The organism is Mucilaginibacter xinganensis, assembly GCF_002257585.1.
Lineage (GTDB): Bacteria > Bacteroidota > Bacteroidia > Sphingobacteriales > Sphingobacteriaceae > Mucilaginibacter > Mucilaginibacter xinganensis.
Genome location: NZ_CP022743.1, coordinates 312,106 through 330,874, shown reverse-complemented (window position 1 = coordinate 330,874; position 18,769 = coordinate 312,106). Strand labels below are relative to the sequence as shown.

The following is an 18,769-nucleotide window of genomic DNA, read 5'->3' as shown; positions in this document are numbered from 1 at the left end:
ATTATGAAAAAATTAATTTTAATTGCTTTTATCGGGCTGTTCATTACGCCAGCTACGCTTAATGCGCAAATCCGCAAGTTTATTACCGTTAAAGGGAAAGAGGTAATAGGAACCAACAACAAGCCCTTTTTAATGCGCGGTACTAACCTGGGCAACTGGCTTGTGCCTGAGGGCTATATGTTTAAGTTCAAGAATGTAAGTTCGCCAAGGCTTATTAACCAGGCACTTACCGAAATACTGGGGCCTGATGATATAAAGGCCTTCTGGAAAAAATACCAGGATAGCTATATAACTGCTGCTGACATTCATTTTTTAAAGGAAGCAGGCATGAACTCTATTCGCATTCCGTTTAATTACCGCCTGTTTACAGCCGAAAGTTATATGGGACAAAACAACCCTAACCGGGGCTTTGAGCTGCTGGACAGGGTGATAGGCTGGTGCAAAAAAGAAGGGCTATTTGTTATTTTAGATATGCATTGCGCTCCAGGTGGACAAACCGGCGATAATATTGATGATGGCGATGGGTATCCTTTTCTGTTCAAAAGTAAAGCCAGCCAGCTCTTAACTATTAATATTTGGCACCGCATAGCCGCGCATTATGCCGGCGAAACTACCGTAATGGGTTACGATTTGTTGAATGAGCCTATCGCGACCTATTTTAAGGCAGAGGATTTTAACCCGTACCTTGAACCGCTTTATAAGGAAATTACCCGCTCAATCCGGATGGTTGATAAAAACCATATCCTGTTTTTGGGTGGCGCACAGTGGGATAGTAATTTTAAGGTGTTCGGCAAGCCTTTTGATTCAAAACTGGTGTACCAGTTCCATAAATACTGGACAGAGCCAACCCAAAAGGTTATCCAGGATTATATTGATTTCAGGGACAAGTACAATGTGCCCATTTACTGCGGCGAGACCGGTGAGAACAAAGACGAATGGATAAAAACGTTTAAAGATCTGCTTGAAAAAAATAATATTGGCTGGCATTACTGGCCGTACAAAAAGCTGGATAACACCGCTGGTATTATCACCTTTGATGTGCCCGCCGGGTACGATAAAGTAATTGAGTATACCGAAAAACCCCGCTCAACATTCGAGGAAATCCGTAAGGCGGCACCCGAAGAGAGGGAGCAACTGGTAAAGGCGTTATACGCATTTATAAATAACAGCAGGTTTGAAAACTGCCATCCCAATAAAGGATACGTGGAGGCGCTGGGCTTCAAGGTGAAGTAGAAACTGGTTAACCCAAAAGAGTGCGGCTGATGCAAGAGGATCTCGCATCAGGCGGAAATACGCCGGTGCTGCTGTTAATCAGGAAATTGCCCCCTGGTCCAATAATAAGAAGTAATTGTAATGGGCGCTATTGCGCTTTATACACCCGAACATAGTCAACGTACATTTTTGCCGGCAGTTTACCCTGGTCAACTGTTTGTCCGGGGAAGTCGCCCGCAACGGCAAGGTTTAACAGGATAAAAAAAGGAAGGTGGAATGCGCCGGTATTATTAATGTTTGCAGCAATGTTGGCGGTCACAAATTGTTTATCGTCAACATACCACCGGATTTCTTTTTCATTCCATTCTACCGCATACAGGTGGTAGTCGCCCGGCGTTGCGGTAGTGGTTTTATCTCCATACTGTACGTGGCCGCCGCCGCCGTTCCAGTGTATGGTGCCATATATTAAATCATCGGCATTTATATGTTCCATAATATCAATCTCGCCGCAGTTGGGCCATGATAATGCTTTTATATTTGATCCCATCATCCAAAACGCAGGCCACAGACCATTTCCAAGCGGTAGTTTTATCCTGGCTTCTATCCTTCCATATTTAGCCGAAACTTTGTTGAGTGTATTCATCCTGGCCGAGGTGTATGATGCTCCGCCAACAAATTCCTGTTTTGCGGTTATAACCAGGTTCCCGTTTTCAACGGTTGCGTTGGCGGCCTGGTAATATTCTTTTTCGTTATTTACGCCGGTGCCGGTTTCCATGTTCCATTGGGAGGTATCAACGGCCGTTCCGCTAAACTCATCTGACCATACAAGCTTGTAAATTACCGGGGTATCAGGCGTAACGGGTTTTTTATCGGGCGGCATTGCGGTAATAGGGCCCGTTGTGTCACTGTTTTTTTGGCAGGATGATGCAAACAGCACCAGTATAACGCCAGCTAATGCCAGGGCATTACAAAATCTTTTAAGCATAAATAATAATTGGTTCAATAAAGCTAACAAATAAGATCAGGATAAGGAAGATAATGGATCAGAAAAGTATATAAAATACCTGACAGACCCCTAACGCTTAACACCGCGCGCTAATTCTCCTGCTTTTTCTTAACGGTTAATAAAATGATCCCGTCCGAAAGCCTGGCCCCCGGGATGCCGTTAATTGCGTTTTAGCTGGTGACGCACTTCGTTTTAATCCTCGTCTTGCGAAAAGTGTTTTTGATCCAATCGTTTAGTCGCTTTTGCACCAAGGCTTTTTATCTTTTCTGCCGTGCGGGTTAAATTGCCGTTTCCTTCTACAAGCTTATTGAGTGCACTGTCATAAGCAGATTGGCTCAGTTTAATGTTTTTGCCTATTCCTTCCATATCCCCAACAAACCCCACAAACTTATCATACATCACACCGCTTAAGCGGGCAATCTCCAGCACGTTTCGGTTTTGCCGCTCCTGTTTCCAAATGCTGGCTATGGTACGCAAAGTGGCAAGCAGGGTAGAAGGGCTTACAATAACTACGCGTTTATCCCAGGCATCGCTAAAAAGTTCGGCATCTACCTGTACCGCAAAACTGAACGACGATTCTATCGGCACAAAAAGCAGTACAAAATCGGGCGAGTTGATTTGATACAGGGCATGATAATTTTTTGCTGACAACCCATTTACATGCGCCCGGATCGACTCCACATGTGCTCTTGAGTGGATTTTTCGTTCTTCGTCCGTTTCAGCATTTACCAGCCGCTCATAAGCTGTTAGTGACACTTTCGAATCAATAACCAGGTGTTTGTCATCGGGCAGGTCAATAATGGCGTCAGGCTGCAGTCGTGTGCCGTCCGCAGTGGTGATGCTGGCCTGCAGGCGGTATTCCTGCCCTCTCACCAGCCCCGATCGTTCCAGCACTTTTTCCAAAATAACCTCACCCCAGTTGCCCTGCTTTTTGTTATCGCCTTTTAAGGCGCGGGTTAAATTTTGCGCCTCACTGCTGATGAGCTTATTCAGGTCCATTAGTTGGGTGATCACGCCTTTCAGTGTATTGCGCTCGGCCGCCTCCATGTTGTAAACCTTCTCTACCTTATCCTCAAAAGCTTTAATGTTTTCTTTAAGCGGGTTTAAAAGGATATCGAGGTTGCTGCGGTTGGTTTCAATAAATTTTTGTGATTTTTCATCCAGCAGCTTGTTGGCGATGTTTTGAAACTCCAGCTGGAAATCTTTCCTGATCTGGTCCACTTCTATTTTTTGTTCCTGGATCTTTTCCTGCTGCGATTTATAATACGCGCGTGCGCTCTCTAACGATTGATTGGCGGCCGCCAGTTGTGACCGTTCATCTATCAATTCATCCAAAAGGCGGTTCTTTTCTTCTTTTAAGAGGTGTGTGATACTTTCTTTTTCAACAATTAAACCTGCAGCATATTGTTCAGCGCGGGCCAGCTCAATTTGTAGCGATTGGTTGTCGGTTTTTAAGCGCAGTAGCTCCTCCGCCGAGACAAGAGCGGTGGAACCGGGGCGCTTTAAAAATAAAACAACCGCAATTACAAGGATTATAAGAGCAGCAATTAAGATATACACGTCCATTTGATAAAAATATTAGCAAAAATAAACTAAGATCTTTAGGATTAAAAGACTTTAGTTTAATATCGGCTAAATATCTTTTAGTCTTATGGAAGTCCACGTTTGTCCGAATAAATTTGCCTCGCCGGTTTATGGAGTAGCCTTTTCTACACGTAAGCCAACATCGCTTACCTCGCGCAACGGATTATCGCGCATGTTTTGTTCGATAACAAAAGTATAAGTTCCCTTAGCCGGGAATTTGTAATTGATTAGAAAAGGAACCAGGTAGCTGTATAAATTGCCGGATCCTTTGCCCAGCCATTCACCATCCTTGTTCGCCAGCTTCATTTCGTAACGCCTGGGTTCAGTGGTTTTTTTATCAGGCCCGGTTTGCGAAATCAGCACAAAAAGGTTTGAGTATTTATAGTCGCCGGTTACCCTTAGGTTCATATAAACGGTGTACGCCTGCTGCGTGTCTTCAATCTTAACAGCAAAGCCGAAACGGTTAAGGTACGTCCAATTGTGGTCTGGCACCTCGGTGTTTTGGTCAATAATGCGGTTTGGGTCAGTACAGCCTGCAAACATCAGCAGGCTGGTGATAAGTGCGCAATAAAAGAAAATTAACCCCTTTTTCATTACTCTTTACCTGGCTGATTCCCCTGGTTATTGTCAGGGCGGTTTTGATTATTTCTGTTTGGATTTGGGCGGAATTTTTTATGCCTGTTTGGATTACTCCCTTCCGGACGGGCACCTTCCGGGCGATTACCTTCCGGACGGTTTTGAGGCGGACGATTAGCCTCGTTGCGGTTGCCTTCCGGGCGGCCTTCGTGCACACGTGGCGGCCTCTGGCCCTGTGGCTGTCCGGCACCTGCATCCTGGCGCGGTGTATTATTGCCGCCCTCCGTTTGCCCGCCGGGGCGCTGCCCCTTGTTCCGGCTTTTGTTTTTCTTTTTATTCCCCTGATTCTGATTGCGGCGTTCGTCAAGGCGGGTTAAGCTATCCTGGCCCACTACGTTCTCGTAATCTAAAACCTTAACCGGTTTGGTCTCCAGCTCAACAACTTCACCTAAATCAGGCGGGATAACCCCTTCGCGGTTCATTTGCTGGATTTCTTTAACGCGGGCAATTGGCAGCGGGATCCATGATTCTTCTCTCGGGTAGCTAAACCACATCAGTTTTTTAAAGATATCCGTTTTTTGTAAACGGGCATCGCCTCTTTCTGTCTTTAATACGTTCACGTTATCGGGGATGTGTTTTAACGCATCCATGTAAGTGTCCAACTCGTAGTTAAGGCAGCATTTAAGCTTACCGCACTGGCCGGCCAGTTTTAGGGTATTAAGCGAAAGGTTTTGATACCTGGCAGCAGAGGTTGATACCGTTTTAAAATCAGTAAGCCAGGTGGAGCAGCAAAGCTCACGCCCGCATGATCCGATTCCCCCCAGGCGGCTTGCTTCCTGGCGCATTCCTATCTGGCGCATTTCTATACGGATCCGGAAGGTTTCAGCCATTTTTTTGATCAGTTCCCTAAAATCAACGCGTCCTTCGGCGGTATAATAAAAAGTTGCTTTGGTTTTATCGCCCTGGTAATCTACGTCGCTCAGCTTCATGCTCAGGTTTAGCTCCAGCGCCAGCGTACGCGATTTGTGCATGGTTTCCCATTCCAGGTCCTTGGCCGCTTTCCATTTATCAACATCGGTAACAGTAGCCTTGCGATAGATTTTTTTTACTACATCTTCTTCCCTTACGCGGCGCTTCACCATCTGCATCCTTACCAGCTCGCCGGTAATAGAAACGTGGCCCACGTCATAGCCACCGGTAGCAGCTTCAACCACCACCAATTCGCCGGCCTCCAGGTATATGTTGTCAGAATTAAGAAAAAACTCTTTTCTTGAACCTTTAAATTTAACCTCGATAACGCCAAAAGGCTTATAATTTGTCGGCATGTCCATGTGCGACAGCCAATCGTAAACATCTAACTTGCTGCAACCGTTAGTAAGGCATGAGCCATTACTTTTGCAGCCGGCGGGTGAGCATCCGCCCCCCGTTGAACAACTTCCGCATCCCATAATTAATTCGGTATATATTGTGTCCGCTCAGCACGGATCGTTTTAAAGCTAAGTATTTTTATAATCTGTAAAGATACATCTAAAAATAAAATTTTAGGGTTCCCATTTCTTTCCACATGATAATGAGCTTTTTCCAGTTCTGCAACTATCGCCTGCGCCTCTTCAACTATCATCACATTCGTCATTTTTTGTGCAGTTTCCAGCTCGTGGGCGGGTAAATGCACCAGGCTGCCCGCGCCGGATAAAAGCAGGCAGCACTCCCGTAAAAAGTTTACACCGTAGCGTAAAAAATTCTTCTGGTTTTCGCGTCCCATCTTCGCTGCCTGGTCTACAAAGCTCATTACTTCCAGTCCTTTATTGGCAAAACAAAGCCTCAGCCACTGCACAAACTGCACGTGGTAACCCTTGTTATCGTATTGTAACATAGTTAGGGCCTCTGTTAAGCTGCCGTTGCTTAAATAAGCAATTTCAGTAGCTGCATCCCCGGTTTGATTATGATGTTCAATAAGGTATTCTTTTATCTCATCAAATCCTAAAGGCGGAATTTTTATCAGTTGTGTACGGCTTAAAATGGTATTTAAAATCTGGTCCTGGTTTTGTGCAACTAATAAAAATAGTGTATTGGGTTGCGGCTCCTCTATAATTTTAAGCAGGGCATTACCCTCCTTATCCAAGTATTCCGGAAGCCAAAGGATTAGTATTTTATATGGCGATTCAAATGGTTTAAAGCTCAGCTTTTTGATGATCTGGTGGCACTCGGCTATATTGATGTTGGCCTGTTTGTTTTCAGCATCCAAATATCCGCGCCACGTGTCAAGGCTTAAATAGGGGTTAGCTATAAATGCGTCCCTCCATTGTTCAATAAAGGAAATGGCCGTATCGTCTTTATGTTTAGCAAAAAAGGGATAGGAGAAATGCAGGTCGGGATGCATCAGTTTCTGATACTTGCGGCATGATGAGCATTCGCCGCATGAATCTGTCTCCAGCTTATTTTCGCACGATAGATATTGTGCGTAAGCTACCGCCAGTGGCAGGCTGCCCGATCCGCCCGGCCCCAAAAACAGTTGCGCATGACTAACCCGGTTCTCCTTTACCGAGGTGATCAAGCGTTGCTTTATGGCATCCTGTCCAACTATTTGCTTAAATTGCATTGGTGCAAAATAGGGAATAGATACGAGATGTAGGATAAGTGAGGCATAATTTTCTGGATCGGCGCCGGGATTTATACAGGCAACAGGAAGTTGGGCCCCGATTTAAAAAGGTAAATTCAACAAATAATTAAGATCAGATGATATGATGAAAGGCGTTTAAAGCTTCTTTTTTCCAGGTTAAAATATCTGATGAATTCAACTTATCTTTGTCGTATGCACTCCGTAATCCCCAATATCCAACCTCTAATATCTGTACCCCAATGCGGATAATGGCTTTCGATTATGGCACCAAACGCATCGGGATTGCCGTTACCGACCCGATGCAGATCATAGCTACAGGGCTTGACACCATTCACCCCCTGCAGATCATTGACTACCTGAAAAAATATTTTCAAACCGAGCAGGTGGAACGCTTTATTGTTGGCGAACCGAAACAGATGGATAATACCCCTTCCCAATCGGCTATTCACGTTAAGGGCTTTGTAAGTCTCCTTAAAAAAACGTTTCCGGAAATTCCTGTCGAAATGCTGGATGAACGCTTTACCTCTAAAATGGCGTCGGCAACCATAGCCCAAAGCGGCATGAACAAAAAGCACCGGCAAAATAAGGAGCTGGTAGATACCATATCGGCAGTGATCCTGCTGCAATCCTTTATGGAAAAGGACAGCTTTTTTTAGGCTAAGCAGTTTTTCGGGAATCGGCGTTATTTTTCACCGGCAATTTGTGGCCACATTGCTGCATTTTAAGGTAAAAATGCCTATTTTCACAAATCACACTCAATCCTGCAAAATGAAAAAAACTTTTACCCTCGCTTTTCTCGTTCTATCAGCAGCAGCAATTGCACAGCAAAAAACAATTTCAGGTTTTACCGAAGCTTCGGCCGTCAAAGAGCTGCAGGCCGAACAGGCCTTTGACGCTTCTTTAAGCGCACCCCGAATTGGTGCAACCATTAAGGAACTTTCCGCAATTCCGCACAACATTGGGTCGCCGGGCAGTAAGGCTGTCGCCGAAAAGATCCTGCAGAAATACAAAAGTTACGGGCTTGATGCCCATATTGAAACTTATACGGTGCTGTTTCCTACACCAAAAACACGGTTGCTTGAACTTACTGGCCCCACTAAATACAGCGCGCTGTTAAAAGAGCCTGCACTAAATGAAGATGCTACCTCTAACCAGACCGGTCAATTACCAACGTATAACGCCTGGAGTGCTGACGGCGACGTTACAGCGCCGCTGGTGTTTGTAAACTATGGCCTGCCTGATGATTACGAAACACTTGCCAAACTGGGCGTTGATGTTAAAGGCAAAATTGTGATAGCTAAATACGGCCGCTCATGGCGCGGTATAAAGCCCAAGGTAGCCTATGAACATGGTGCGGTTGGCTGTATTATTTATTCAGACCCGAAGGACGATGGCTATACCGCAGGCGATGTGTATCCTAAGGGCGCCTATAAAAACGAATATGGTGTACAGCGTGGATCGGTAATGGATATGGTTATTTATCCCGGCGATCCGCTTACGCCGGGTGTGGGTGCCACAAAGGATGCCAAGCGACTGGACAGGAAAGACGCTCCGACGATATTAAAGATCCCCGTGTTGCCAATAAGCTATCATGATGCACAGCCTTTGCTGGCAGCACTGGACGGCATCGTTGCCCCGCAGCCATGGCAGGGCGGCCTTCCTATCACTTATCATCTGGGTGCAGGAAAGGCCACAGTGCATTTGAAGATGGAATTTAGCTGGGATATGGTTCCTGCCTACGATGTTATTGCAAAAATAAAAGGCACTAAATGGCCTGATGAATGGGTGATGCGCGGTAACCACCATGATGCATGGGTGAACGGAGCGAGCGATCCTATCAGCGGCCAGTCTGCTATGCTGGATGAAGCCAAGGCGCTGGGCGACCTGTTAAAAACCGGCTGGAAACCAAAACGCAGTATTGTTTACTGTTCATGGGACGGGGAAGAACCGGGGTTACTGGGCTCAACAGAATATGTTGAAGGGCATGACAAAGAATTACAGGAAAAAGCGGTTGTTTATATCAACTCTGATGGTAACGGACGTGGTTTCCTTGGCGCAGGCGGTTCGCAGGCATTAGAGCCATTTATGGACGAAATTACCCAAAATGTAAATGATCCGCAAACGAATGTAAGTATCTATGATCGCAAAAAAGCGCATGAACTGGTTAGCGCGGCCTCAGTAAAAGATAAAAAAGAAATACTGGACAGGAAGGGTGGCAAACTGGAATCATTAGGTTCGGGTTCTGATTATTCCTCATTTTTGCAGCACCTTGGCATCCCGACGTTAGACCTGGGCTTTGGCGGCGAAGACGGCGGTGGCGAATATCACTCTATTTATGATTCGTTTGACGACTATCGCCGGTTCAAAGATTCGTCATTTAACTACGGTGTTGCGCTGTCAAAAACAGCTGGTCACGCGGTAATGCGGATGGCCAACGCCGAGTTGCTGCCGTTTGATTTTCGCAACCTGCAAACTACCGTGAGCAAATATGTTACTGAGCTGGGTGAACTGGTTGATAAAACGCGCGAAAACACTGCAATGGATAATCAGCTGATAAAATCAAACGACTTTGCCCTGGCTGCCGATCCAACCCAGCACGAAAAATTACCGGTTGCAAAAGACAGTGTACCCAAACTGGATTTTACCGCCTTAAAAACTGCTGTTGACACGCTAAAGAAGGTGGCTGATAAGCTGGCGGCCAGCTGGACAACAGCATCACAAGCCAAAGGCAATAATGATAAGTTGAACAAATTACTTTACCATGCCGAGCAGCAATTACTGTCTGCCGACGGCTTGCCACGCCGGCCATGGTACAAGCACACTATTTATGCGCCGGGCTTTTATACCGGATATGGCGTTAAAACCCTGCCGGGCATCCGTGAGGCCATAGAGCAGCGCAACTGGAAAGAAGCGCAGGATCAGATAGGTGTAGTGGCCAATAGTATAAACAACCTGGTGGGATATTTGAGCGCCGGCATTTAATGTAAACTATTAAGGGAGCGCTGGTAAATACAGGGCTCCCTTAATTATTAGCTTAAGTCAGAAATCTTCCGTATTAACCGGTGAAGGCTGCCAGTGCTTTTTCAATCCTTTCAACGGTTTCTTCCCTGCCCAGCAGTACCGCAATATCAAATACATGCGGGCCAAATTTACCCCCAACCAGCATAATGCGGAAAGGTAACATTAGTTCACCGGGTTTAATCCCTTTCTCTTCGGCTAAAGCTTTAAATGCAGCTTCCAGTTCAACCGGCTCAAATACCGCAGTAGTAGTTACCGTGGTTATGAAAGTATTAAAGAAATCCGTTTTGGCATCTGTCCATTTGGGTTTTACGGAGTTTATATCATATGCTTTAGGCTGCTCAAAAAAGTATCCGGACTGCTGGTAAAAATCAGGCAGTAAAACACAGCGATCTTTTACTTTATCAATAATTTGCAGCAGGTATTCATCATCAGTAACCACAATTCCCTTTTCTTCTAAAACCTCTTTTACTATCGCCTTTAATCTTTCGCCTTTAACCTTTTTTATCCACTCCGCATTAAACCACTTTGCTTTCTCGAAATCAAACTTCGCCCCGGCTTTGCTTACGCGGTCAATAGAGAATTTTTCTATCAGTTCATCCATCGTAAAGATCTCCTGGTCTGTGCCATCGTTCCAGCCAAGGGTAGCCAGTAAGTTTAAAAAAGCTTCGGGTAAAAAGCCCAACTCGCGAAAGCCTGGAGTAAGCTCACCCGTTTTGGCATCAAACCAATTCATGGCATAAACCGGGAAACCCAGTCGTGCACCATCGCGTTTGCTGAGTTTGCCGTGGCCGTCAGGTTTTAAAATCAGCGGTAAATGTGCCCATTGCGGCATGTCGGCCTTCCATCCCAAATACTCCCACAGCAGCAAATGTACCGGAGCAGAGGGCAGCCATTCCTCTCCGCGTAAAGCATGTGTAATTTTCATCAGGTAATCATCAACCACAACAGCCAAATGATAGGTAGGCATGCCATCGGCCTTTAACAATACCTTGTCATCAACCGTATTGGTTTCAAAACTAACATGGCCGCGAATCATATCATTAAAGCTCACCCGTTCATCAGCGGGCATTTTTATACGGATAACATGGGGGGTATGCGCATTAAGCAATTGATCAACCTCATGTTCCGTTAGTGATAATGAATTGCGCAGCCCACTACGATAGGCCTGCCCGTATTGAAAGTTAGGGATCTCCCTGCGGTTTTGTTCCAGTTCTTCAGTCGTATCAAAAGCATAATAGGCGTGGCCTTCCCGTACCAGTTTTTCAGCATATTCGCGGTATAACGATTTGCGTTCGCTTTGGCGGTAGGGTGCAAAAGGCCCTCCAACAACCGGACTTTCGTCCGGGGTTAGGCCGCACCATTGCAGGCAATCTAAAATATATTGTTCAGCACCTTCCACATACCGGCTTTGGTCGGTGTCTTCAATCCTTAAAACAAAATCGCCGCCATGTTTTTTGGCAAAAAGATAATTAAACAACACGGTGCGTACACCCCCCAGGTGCAGGCCCCCGGTAGGGCTTGGTGCAAACCTAACTCTAACTTTTTTATCAGACATAGTGGGGCAAAGATAGGGTTATAGTCCGAAACACAGAAAATACCGAAGCCGGAAAGTGCTTAACTGCTGAAAGTTGATGGTGGGTGATGGAGGGGGCGTGATTAAACATTGAAATAGGGATACATTTTCTCTTTTTCCGACTATCGTACTAAATACGTATTTTGGGGCCCATATAAGAAAGCTGTTTTCCAAACGTTCCATCTTGCGGACATTCGGATATCTCATCTTTCGGACTTCTTACACCCATGAATCCATATCAACAAAAAAGACGCTGGAAATACTCATTGCTCACCTTTGCAGTAGTTATTGCCAGCGGGTCATTATTATATACCAGCTATCTTGTGCGCAATATCGCCAAATCAGAACGTACACGGGCAGAAGTGTGGGCACTAAGCATGAAACACTTGCTGATAGCGGACGATGACGATTTCTTAGGTTATGTAATGTCAGTTCGGGATAGCCTAAGTGTACCTGCTATTGTTACCAATAACAAAGGCGATGTGCAGTTTACCCGCGGGCTTGACCCTACTAAAACACATCTTAAATTAGAGGCCGAAAATAATAAAGCGAAAACGTACGACCCTGAATATTTTAAGCGTGAGCTGGCCTATATGCAGGATCAGCACAGGCCCATAAAGTATAAAGTTTATGGCGAGCAATGGCTGGTTTATTATAAAGATTCTCCATTGTTAACCCAGCTTAAGTTTTTCCCCTATGTGCAGCTCTCGGTGATAGCCATATTTTTATTGCTGGCTTACACGGCGTTCAGCTCGTCGCGAAAGTCTGAACAAAACCAGGTTTGGGTGGGGCTTGCAAAAGAGACTGCCCACCAGTTGGGCACGCCTATCTCTTCCTTAATGGCATGGATTGAGCTGATGAAAGAAAAATTTAATGCAGAAGACGATTCACTGATTGCCGAAATGGAGAATGATGTGAAGCGGCTTGAAATTGTTGCTGATCGTTTTTCAAAGATAGGATCTACACCCAAGCTGGAAGAACACCGGGTTTATGAAGTGGTAAAGGATTTTGTTGATTATTTTAAGGTTAGGATAAGTAAAAATATAACCATTGAGCTGTTGGGGAACCCGCATTTACAGGCCGGCTTAAATGTGCCGTTATTTGATTGGGTGTTGGAGAACCTGCTTAAAAATGCGGTTAATGCAATTGAGGGCAAAGGGTCAATAATTGTAGAGATATCTGGCAACAAAATTAAAAAGCAGGTTTTTATTGACGTAACCGATACCGGGAAAGGCATCCCCAGGTCAAAGTTTGATACGGTATTTCAACCGGGTTATACCACCCGCAAAAGAGGCTGGGGATTGGGGCTTTCGCTAACCAAGCGAATGATTGAGGTGTACCACAACGGACAGATCTTTGTGCGCGATTCGGAACTGGGCAAAGGCACCACCTTTAGAATTGTATTAAAAAACACACGATATGATAAAGAGACCAAATCCTGATGAGTATTCGGAATTTGCGGCGCGGTATGTAAACCTGGTAGGGGATGGCCCGATACTGGAAATTTTGGAACGCCAAAAAGAAGAAAGCCATAATTTATTTACCAGCTTAAGCGCTGAAAAGGCAGCTTACGCTTATGCCGATGGCAAATGGACCATTAAACAGATTGTGGGCCATATGGCTGATACAGAAAGGGTTTTTGCTTACCGTGCACTTGTTTTCTCGCGCGAATCGATAACTCTGCCGGGGTTTGACCAGGATGTTTATATGGAGCAGGCGACTTTTAACAGCCGCCCGCTTGAAGACCTTGCAAATGAATTGAAAACCGTTCGCGAGTCAAGCCTGTATCTTTTACGCTCATTAACAGAACAGCAATCAACGCAGAAAGGGATTGCCAGCGGCAGTCCGTTTTCTGTAAGAGCGTATGCTTATATGTTAGCAGGGCACGAGCTGCATCATATTAACATTTTGAAAGAGCGGTATTTGTAAAGAATATAAGGCGGTGAAAACCGGAGACGTATATGTTAAACAAGCTTTCCTGGCCCCCTCCCTTTTTTCCCGGTTCTTATTCTTCCAGCTTATTCTTACCATCTTTCTCCGCTTCTTTTTTCTCAATATGATAAGAAAGGAATAAGCCAATGCCGCCAAATATGGCAATTAATGAAAAGTATATCGCAGCGTTATCATCGTTGTCAAATTCGCCGGCCATGTGTTTAAATACCGTATGATCCAACAGGTAAGCTAAAAACAAACCCGCGCCCGCGCCGATAAGTAATAAGCCCCATTTTAAATTTTGAAAAGGTGCTGATTGGGGCTTGTAACGGCGGGGGTCCATGCCGCGTTCAATCATTGCCATTCTTTCCCGTTTGGCAAGGTAAACAATGCCAAAAATCATTGCAAACAGGGCTAGCGGTACTATAATTGCCACCATTACTCCAAGTTCTTTTGCGTGATCTTCCATGATATTTAATTTTTTAAAAGTTAATAAATGTTTTTGTTTTAAGCACCAATGCGGTGTATTTGTGAGCTATGACCACATTGTTTTTGAAGAGGTTACAGTCTTGTGAGAAAAAGTTTGCAGTGGGTAGTAAAAATAAGAGTAACATCGTTAGGGGCAGTGGTACTCTTATCGGATTAGTATTTAAGGCGTTAAGAAATTCACCTCGAACTGCAACAGGAAAAATGGTGCTACCTGAACTCCTGTCGTGTGTATTAATAAAACCATAACCGCTACTGAATACTGCATCTATTAACTAATTTTACGCAAGGGTGTAACCTCCATCAAAAATACATCGTCAGAGAGCTATAATAAATGCAGAGCAAGCTTTCAGATATAGAGTTGATAGACCAGGTACTGGCGGGAAACCAGTCGGCATACGCTGATTTGGTTAAGCGGCACCAGCGCTTTGTGTTTACCCTTGCCTTGCGTTTTGCAAAAGGAAGGGAAGATGCTGAGGAGATTGCGCAGGATTGCTTTATAAAAGCCTACCGTTCCCTGGCCTCTTTTCAGCGGCAATCAAAATTCAGTACATGGCTTTACAGTATAGTATATACAACCGCCATGACGTTTTTACGAAAGAAAAGAGTGGATACCGATTCAATAGATGACGAAAACACTTATATACAGGTAGAAAGCCGATCATCTGCGTACGATGTCAACAATGCAGAAAACAGGTCAAGGTCGTTTTACCTGAACCAGGCCATTGAACAGCTTTTGCCGGACGATGCCGCTATAATTACCCTGTTTTATAAAGGCGAACAATCGCTGGAGGAAATTGGGCAGGCATTGGGGATGGAAACCAATACGGTAAAGGTGAAATTATTCAGGGCGCGCCAGCGTTTAAAAGAGAAACTGGAGCGCAATTTAAAACATGAAGCTAAAGAACTGATATGAATAGCATAGAAGAAACACTTTGGAACTATATTGATGGCTTTTGCACAGCGGATGAGTACGAAGCGGTCACTAAACTTATTGCCGCCGACGAGGCATACCGGCTTAAATACCACGAACTGCTCGCGCTTAATAAAGCGTTTGACGCCATTGAACTTGATGAGCCGCCAATGGCCTTTACTTACAACGTTATAGAGGCCATCCGTACGGAGCAGGCGCAGGTGCCGCTTAAGGCAGCTATTAATAAGCGCATAATTATGGGCATTGCTTTGTTTTTTGTGTTCACACTTACGGGATTTATTATTTATGCAATTACCAGCATGGATTGGTCAGCTCAAAACATACCCGATATTGCTGCTAAAGTGCCGGCCGGGTTTAAGATGCCTGAATTAAGTGCCCATATCTCGAAACCGCTGGTTGAGGGTTTTATGTTTTTTGATGTTGTGCTGGCCCTGTTCCTGTTCGATACTTATCTGCGGCGCAAAAATGTTTCCAAACAGGTAAATTAGTGTACCAAATAGGCAACAGGTTTTTTACAGTTCTGTACACTATGTATAAACAAAGGGAATCAGCGCGATCAAACTTTACGTTTGTTTTTCGTTAAATTGTCATAAACAAATTGGTCGCGCATTATTGGTACAGTAATTGATAAATAGTGTTCAGACTGGCACTCGCCAGTTCAATTGTGATAAGGTTTAGGTTGAAAGTCCCCTGCAGCAAGTGCGGGGGGCTTTTATTTTTTATACACTTTACTTTTTCAATTATTTTCAGTCTGATACTTTATCAGAGTCAACTACAATTAATAACTTAGTACAAAAATTCAAAGATGAAAAAATGTTACATATATGTACTTGCTATACTTTTAGCAGGAATAACTTTTAAAACCAAGGCACAGGCACCCCGCATTCCTGAAGCAAGCCCAACTCAAACCATCATCCAGGATTTCGGCTTAGGGAAAGTTACCATAACTTATTCAAGACCCAGTGTTAAAGGACGAGTGATTTTTGGCGGAATAAATCCGTACGGGGAAGTATGGCGGACAGGTGCGAATGCAGCAACCACCATTACTTTTACCGAAAACGTTATTATAGAAGGCAACCATGTACCAGCCGGGACTTATGCCTTGTTTAGTATTCCAAATAAGGACGAGTGGACAATTATACTTAACAAAACAGCCAAACAATGGGGCGCGTATAGCTATAAAGAAGCGGATGACCTTTTACGGTTTAAAGTAAAACCTATTTACATGGCCGAGAAACGCGAGAGTTTCACCATTCAGTTCGCGAATGAAACCACACACTCTTCAGATCTATACCTGGTTTGGGATCACACGGCTGTTGCCATCAAGTTAAACACAGATGACGATGCCAAAATAACAGCTAATATTGATGAACTGATGAAGGGTAACCGCAAGCCTTACTACTTTAACGCCATACAGTATTATTACGAAAATAATAAGGACATGAATAAGGCACTTGCCTGGGCATTGGAAGCTGAAAAAGTTGAACCAACAGGTCCCTGGTTCAAATTATGGGAAGCCCGGATCCGCCTTAAAATGGGCGACAAAAAGGCAGCAATCCTGGCGGCTCAACAGGGCGTTGACCTCGCAAAAGCAACTAACGATGACGAATATGTAAGGTTAAACCAGGCGGTGATTGAGCAGGCTAAGAAATCAAAACTATAAAGAAATTTCCGGGCAACGGAATTGTTTGATAGTTTAAAAGTGAAAGGTAAAACGCCTTTCACTTTTTTTTTGGCGCATTTGTTAAAAAACAACATGAGCATTATAAGATCATTAGGAATATTTTTACTGGCCGGGATTTGCGAAATTGGCGGCGGATATTTAACCTGGCTTTGGCTAAAATCAGATAAGCCAATATGGTATGGAGTTTTAGGAGGGATAATCCTGGTGCTTTACGGCGTTGGTGCAACGTGGCAAACAGCAAACTTCGGCCGGGTTTACGCAACCTACGGGGGAATATTTATCGTTATGGCACTGCTTTGGGCCTGGAAGGTTGAGGGTTTTAAGCCTGACAAATATGATATTATTGGTACTGCTATAGCTTTAATTGGCGCCTGTATAATTATTTATATGCCAGGAAAGTAGTTCGGCTATAATAATAGCATTATTGCGTTTTTACTGTGAAACTGCCGGGGCTTGTTTATCCGGGAATAGCGGGTTGATTACCAGCGCTATTGCGATCACTAAAATACAGCCGATTGCGTTTAGCCATAAATAGGCCACCTTGTCAAAATATCCCAGCGTACATACCAGCAATTCGGTAATTACTGCAGCTATAAAAACCGCATTGCCTCTTACCTTTTTTAAATAGAAAGCGACAACAAAAACACCCAGGATGGTGCCATAAATATAGGAGCCAAGTTTGTTAACAAATTCAAGTAAATTACCTACTTTACTTGCATACAAAGCCATTAACACGCAAATAACACCCCAAAATATGGTGGCGAGCCTTGATGCAAGTAAATAGTTTTTATCGGTAGCCCCCGGGTTAATGATCCTTTTGTAGATATCAACCACGCTGGTTGACGCCAGGGAATTTAACGCACTGGCCGTTGAGCCCATTGAAGCCAAGAAAACAATGGCTACCAGCAAACCAATCAGGCCCCTTGGCAAAAAATGGGTTACAAAATTCAGGAAAACATAATTTGTGTCGTCCTCATTGGCTTTTGCATTATTTTTCTTCATAACGGCGATGGCCTCCTTTCGGATATCTGCCGATTGCTTATCTGCAATTTTTAAAGCTGCCTGGGCGTTGTTTATTTGCGCGTTGTTTTTACTATCCAGTGCCTTTATCAGATCATCTGCTTTGTTTTTTCGCTGTTCAAATACTGCGGTATATTGGTCCTCCAGCTTATTATACTGCCCGGAATAGCGGCTTTTTTTAACCTGCTCAACTTCGTAGCGATTGAAGAACATTGGTGCGCGGTTAAATTGGTAAAATGCGAAAACCAGGATGCCGATCAGCAAAATCAAAAATTGCATCGGAATTTTCAGCAATCCGTTCATAATTAACCCCATTCGGCTTTGCCCTACTGAACTGCCGGTTAAATACCGGCCAACCTGGCTTTGGTCTGTGCCGAAATAGGAGAGCTGTAAAAAGAAGCCGCCAATAAGGCCACTCCAGATGTTGTATCTGTTATTGACATCAAATTTCCAGTCTATTACATTCATGCGGCCAAGTTTGCCGGCAAGTTTAATAGCCTTTGCAAAACCAACTTCGTGAGGTAATAGATGCACAACCATAGCACCGGCAAAAAACATCCCTAAAAATATAATGCTCATTTGTAGCAGCTGCGTGTATGATACAGCTTTTGTACCCCCATAAACTGTATAAAAAATAACGAGGCTGCCAATAAAAAGGGTGGTGTAAACCGTGTTGATGTTTAATATGGTTGATAGGATAATAGATGGCGCATAGATAGTGATGCCGGTTGAAAGGCCGCGTTGTATTAGAAAAAGAAAAGCAGTAAGTGCCCTTGTTTTAAGGTCGAAGCGGTTTTCTAAAAATTCGTAAGCGGTATAAACCTTAAGCCTGTGAAATATGGGGACAAATGTAACGCATAGCACAATCATTGCCAGCGGTAGCCCAAGGTAAAACTGAACAAAGCGCATCCCGTCTGAATAGGCCTGCCCGGGTGCTGATAAAAAAGTAATAGCGCTGGCTTGTGTAGCCATTACAGAAAGCCCTACATGGTACCATCGCAATGTGCGGCCACCCATAAGGTATTGGTCGATATTTTTGTTAGCTCCGCTTTTCCATATACCATAAATTACGATGGTGAGCAGCGTAACGCAAAGAACGATCCAATCAACTAAGCTCATTC

17 protein-coding genes are annotated in these 18,769 nt (G+C 44.4%); 9 read left to right on the top strand and 8 right to left on the bottom strand.

Annotated elements, in window-relative coordinates:
- Positions 1–3 precede the first annotated feature (3 nt).
- A complete protein-coding gene (locus tag MuYL_RS01520) occupies positions 4–1,233 on the top strand; it encodes a glycoside hydrolase family 5 protein (protein WP_094568847.1) in 1,230 nt (409 codons plus the stop codon).
- A 127-nt stretch (positions 1,234–1,360) separates the two neighbouring features.
- On the opposite strand, the gene MuYL_RS01515 is transcribed toward MuYL_RS01520, so the two are convergent.
- The 5 genes from MuYL_RS01515 to MuYL_RS01495 form a co-directional block, all read right to left on the bottom strand.
- On the bottom strand, positions 1,361–2,197 hold the full coding sequence (locus tag MuYL_RS01515) for a glycoside hydrolase family 16 protein (protein WP_094568846.1): 837 nt from the start codon (positions 2,195–2,197) through the stop codon (positions 1,361–1,363).
- A 213-nt stretch (positions 2,198–2,410) separates the two neighbouring features.
- On the bottom strand, positions 2,411–3,784 hold the full coding sequence (gene rmuC, locus MuYL_RS01510) for a DNA recombination protein RmuC (protein WP_094568845.1): 1,374 nt from the start codon (positions 3,782–3,784) through the stop codon (positions 2,411–2,413).
- 126 nt (positions 3,785–3,910) lie between these two features.
- Entirely contained in the window at positions 3,911–4,396 is a 486-nt protein-coding gene (locus MuYL_RS01505) for a gliding motility lipoprotein GldH (protein WP_094568844.1), read from the bottom strand.
- Positions 4,396–5,826 carry a regulatory iron-sulfur-containing complex subunit RicT gene (ricT, locus tag MuYL_RS01500; RefSeq protein WP_094568843.1) on the bottom strand — a complete coding sequence of 477 codons (1,431 nt, stop codon included), beginning with the start codon at positions 5,824–5,826 and terminating at the stop codon, positions 4,396–4,398. The genes MuYL_RS01505 and ricT overlap by 1 nt, the downstream gene beginning before the upstream one ends.
- A gap of 2 nt (positions 5,827–5,828) precedes the next feature.
- A complete protein-coding gene (locus MuYL_RS01495) occupies positions 5,829–6,977 on the bottom strand; it encodes a DNA polymerase III subunit (RefSeq protein ID WP_094568842.1) in 1,149 nt (382 codons plus the stop codon).
- Positions 6,978–7,237: 260 nt separating this feature from the next.
- Here MuYL_RS01495 and ruvX point away from each other — a divergent pair, with 260 nt between their 5' ends.
- Positions 7,238–7,654, top strand: coding sequence for a Holliday junction resolvase RuvX (gene ruvX / locus MuYL_RS01490; RefSeq protein ID WP_094568841.1), 417 nt, complete (start codon positions 7,238–7,240; stop codon positions 7,652–7,654).
- A 112-nt stretch (positions 7,655–7,766) separates the two neighbouring features.
- A complete protein-coding gene (locus MuYL_RS01485; RefSeq protein WP_094568840.1) occupies positions 7,767–9,980 on the top strand; it encodes a transferrin receptor-like dimerization domain-containing protein in 2,214 nt (737 codons plus the stop codon).
- Positions 9,981–10,053: 73 nt separating this feature from the next.
- Here the strand turns inward: MuYL_RS01485 and gltX are convergent, their stop codons facing one another.
- Positions 10,054–11,574 carry a glutamate--tRNA ligase gene (gene gltX, locus MuYL_RS01480; RefSeq protein WP_094568839.1) on the bottom strand — a complete coding sequence of 507 codons (1,521 nt, stop codon included), beginning with the start codon at positions 11,572–11,574 and terminating at the stop codon, positions 10,054–10,056.
- 245 nt (positions 11,575–11,819) lie between these two features.
- Here gltX and MuYL_RS01475 point away from each other — a divergent pair, with 245 nt between their 5' ends.
- Positions 11,820–13,034, top strand: a complete 1,215-nt coding sequence (locus MuYL_RS01475; RefSeq protein WP_094568838.1) for a sensor histidine kinase — start codon at positions 11,820–11,822, stop codon at positions 13,032–13,034.
- Complete coding sequence (locus tag MuYL_RS01470; RefSeq protein WP_094568837.1) at positions 13,012–13,521, top strand: DinB family protein; 510 nt, start codon at positions 13,012–13,014, stop codon at positions 13,519–13,521. The genes MuYL_RS01475 and MuYL_RS01470 overlap by 23 nt, the downstream gene beginning before the upstream one ends.
- Positions 13,522–13,597: 76 nt before the next feature.
- Here the strand turns inward: MuYL_RS01470 and MuYL_RS01465 are convergent, their stop codons facing one another.
- Positions 13,598–13,993 (bottom strand): DUF6249 domain-containing protein, encoded by a 396-nt coding sequence (locus MuYL_RS01465; RefSeq protein ID WP_094568836.1) that lies wholly within the window; start codon positions 13,991–13,993, stop codon positions 13,598–13,600.
- Positions 13,994–14,344: 351 nt separating this feature from the next.
- Here MuYL_RS01465 and MuYL_RS01460 point away from each other — a divergent pair, with 351 nt between their 5' ends.
- The 4 genes from MuYL_RS01460 to MuYL_RS01445 all read left to right on the top strand — a co-directional run bounded on the left by MuYL_RS01460 (position 14,345) and on the right by MuYL_RS01445 (position 17,030).
- Positions 14,345–14,926 (top strand): RNA polymerase sigma factor, encoded by a 582-nt coding sequence (locus MuYL_RS01460; protein ID WP_094568835.1) that lies wholly within the window; start codon positions 14,345–14,347, stop codon positions 14,924–14,926.
- Positions 14,923–15,432: a hypothetical protein gene (locus MuYL_RS01455; RefSeq protein WP_094568834.1), complete on the top strand. Its 510-nt coding sequence runs from the start codon at positions 14,923–14,925 to the stop codon at positions 15,430–15,432. Before MuYL_RS01460 ends, MuYL_RS01455 begins: the two co-directional genes overlap by 4 nt.
- A gap of 317 nt (positions 15,433–15,749) precedes the next feature.
- Positions 15,750–16,607, top strand: coding sequence for a DUF2911 domain-containing protein (locus MuYL_RS01450; protein ID WP_094568833.1), 858 nt, complete (start codon positions 15,750–15,752; stop codon positions 16,605–16,607).
- 93 nt (positions 16,608–16,700) lie between these two features.
- Positions 16,701–17,030 carry a YnfA family protein gene (locus MuYL_RS01445; protein ID WP_094572812.1) on the top strand — a complete coding sequence of 110 codons (330 nt, stop codon included), beginning with the start codon at positions 16,701–16,703 and terminating at the stop codon, positions 17,028–17,030.
- A gap of 30 nt (positions 17,031–17,060) precedes the next feature.
- Here MuYL_RS01445 and MuYL_RS01440 read toward each other — a convergent pair whose 3' ends face one another.
- Positions 17,061–18,767 carry a sodium:solute symporter gene (locus MuYL_RS01440; protein WP_094568832.1) on the bottom strand — a complete coding sequence of 569 codons (1,707 nt, stop codon included), beginning with the start codon at positions 18,765–18,767 and terminating at the stop codon, positions 17,061–17,063.
- Positions 18,768–18,769 lie beyond the last annotated feature (2 nt).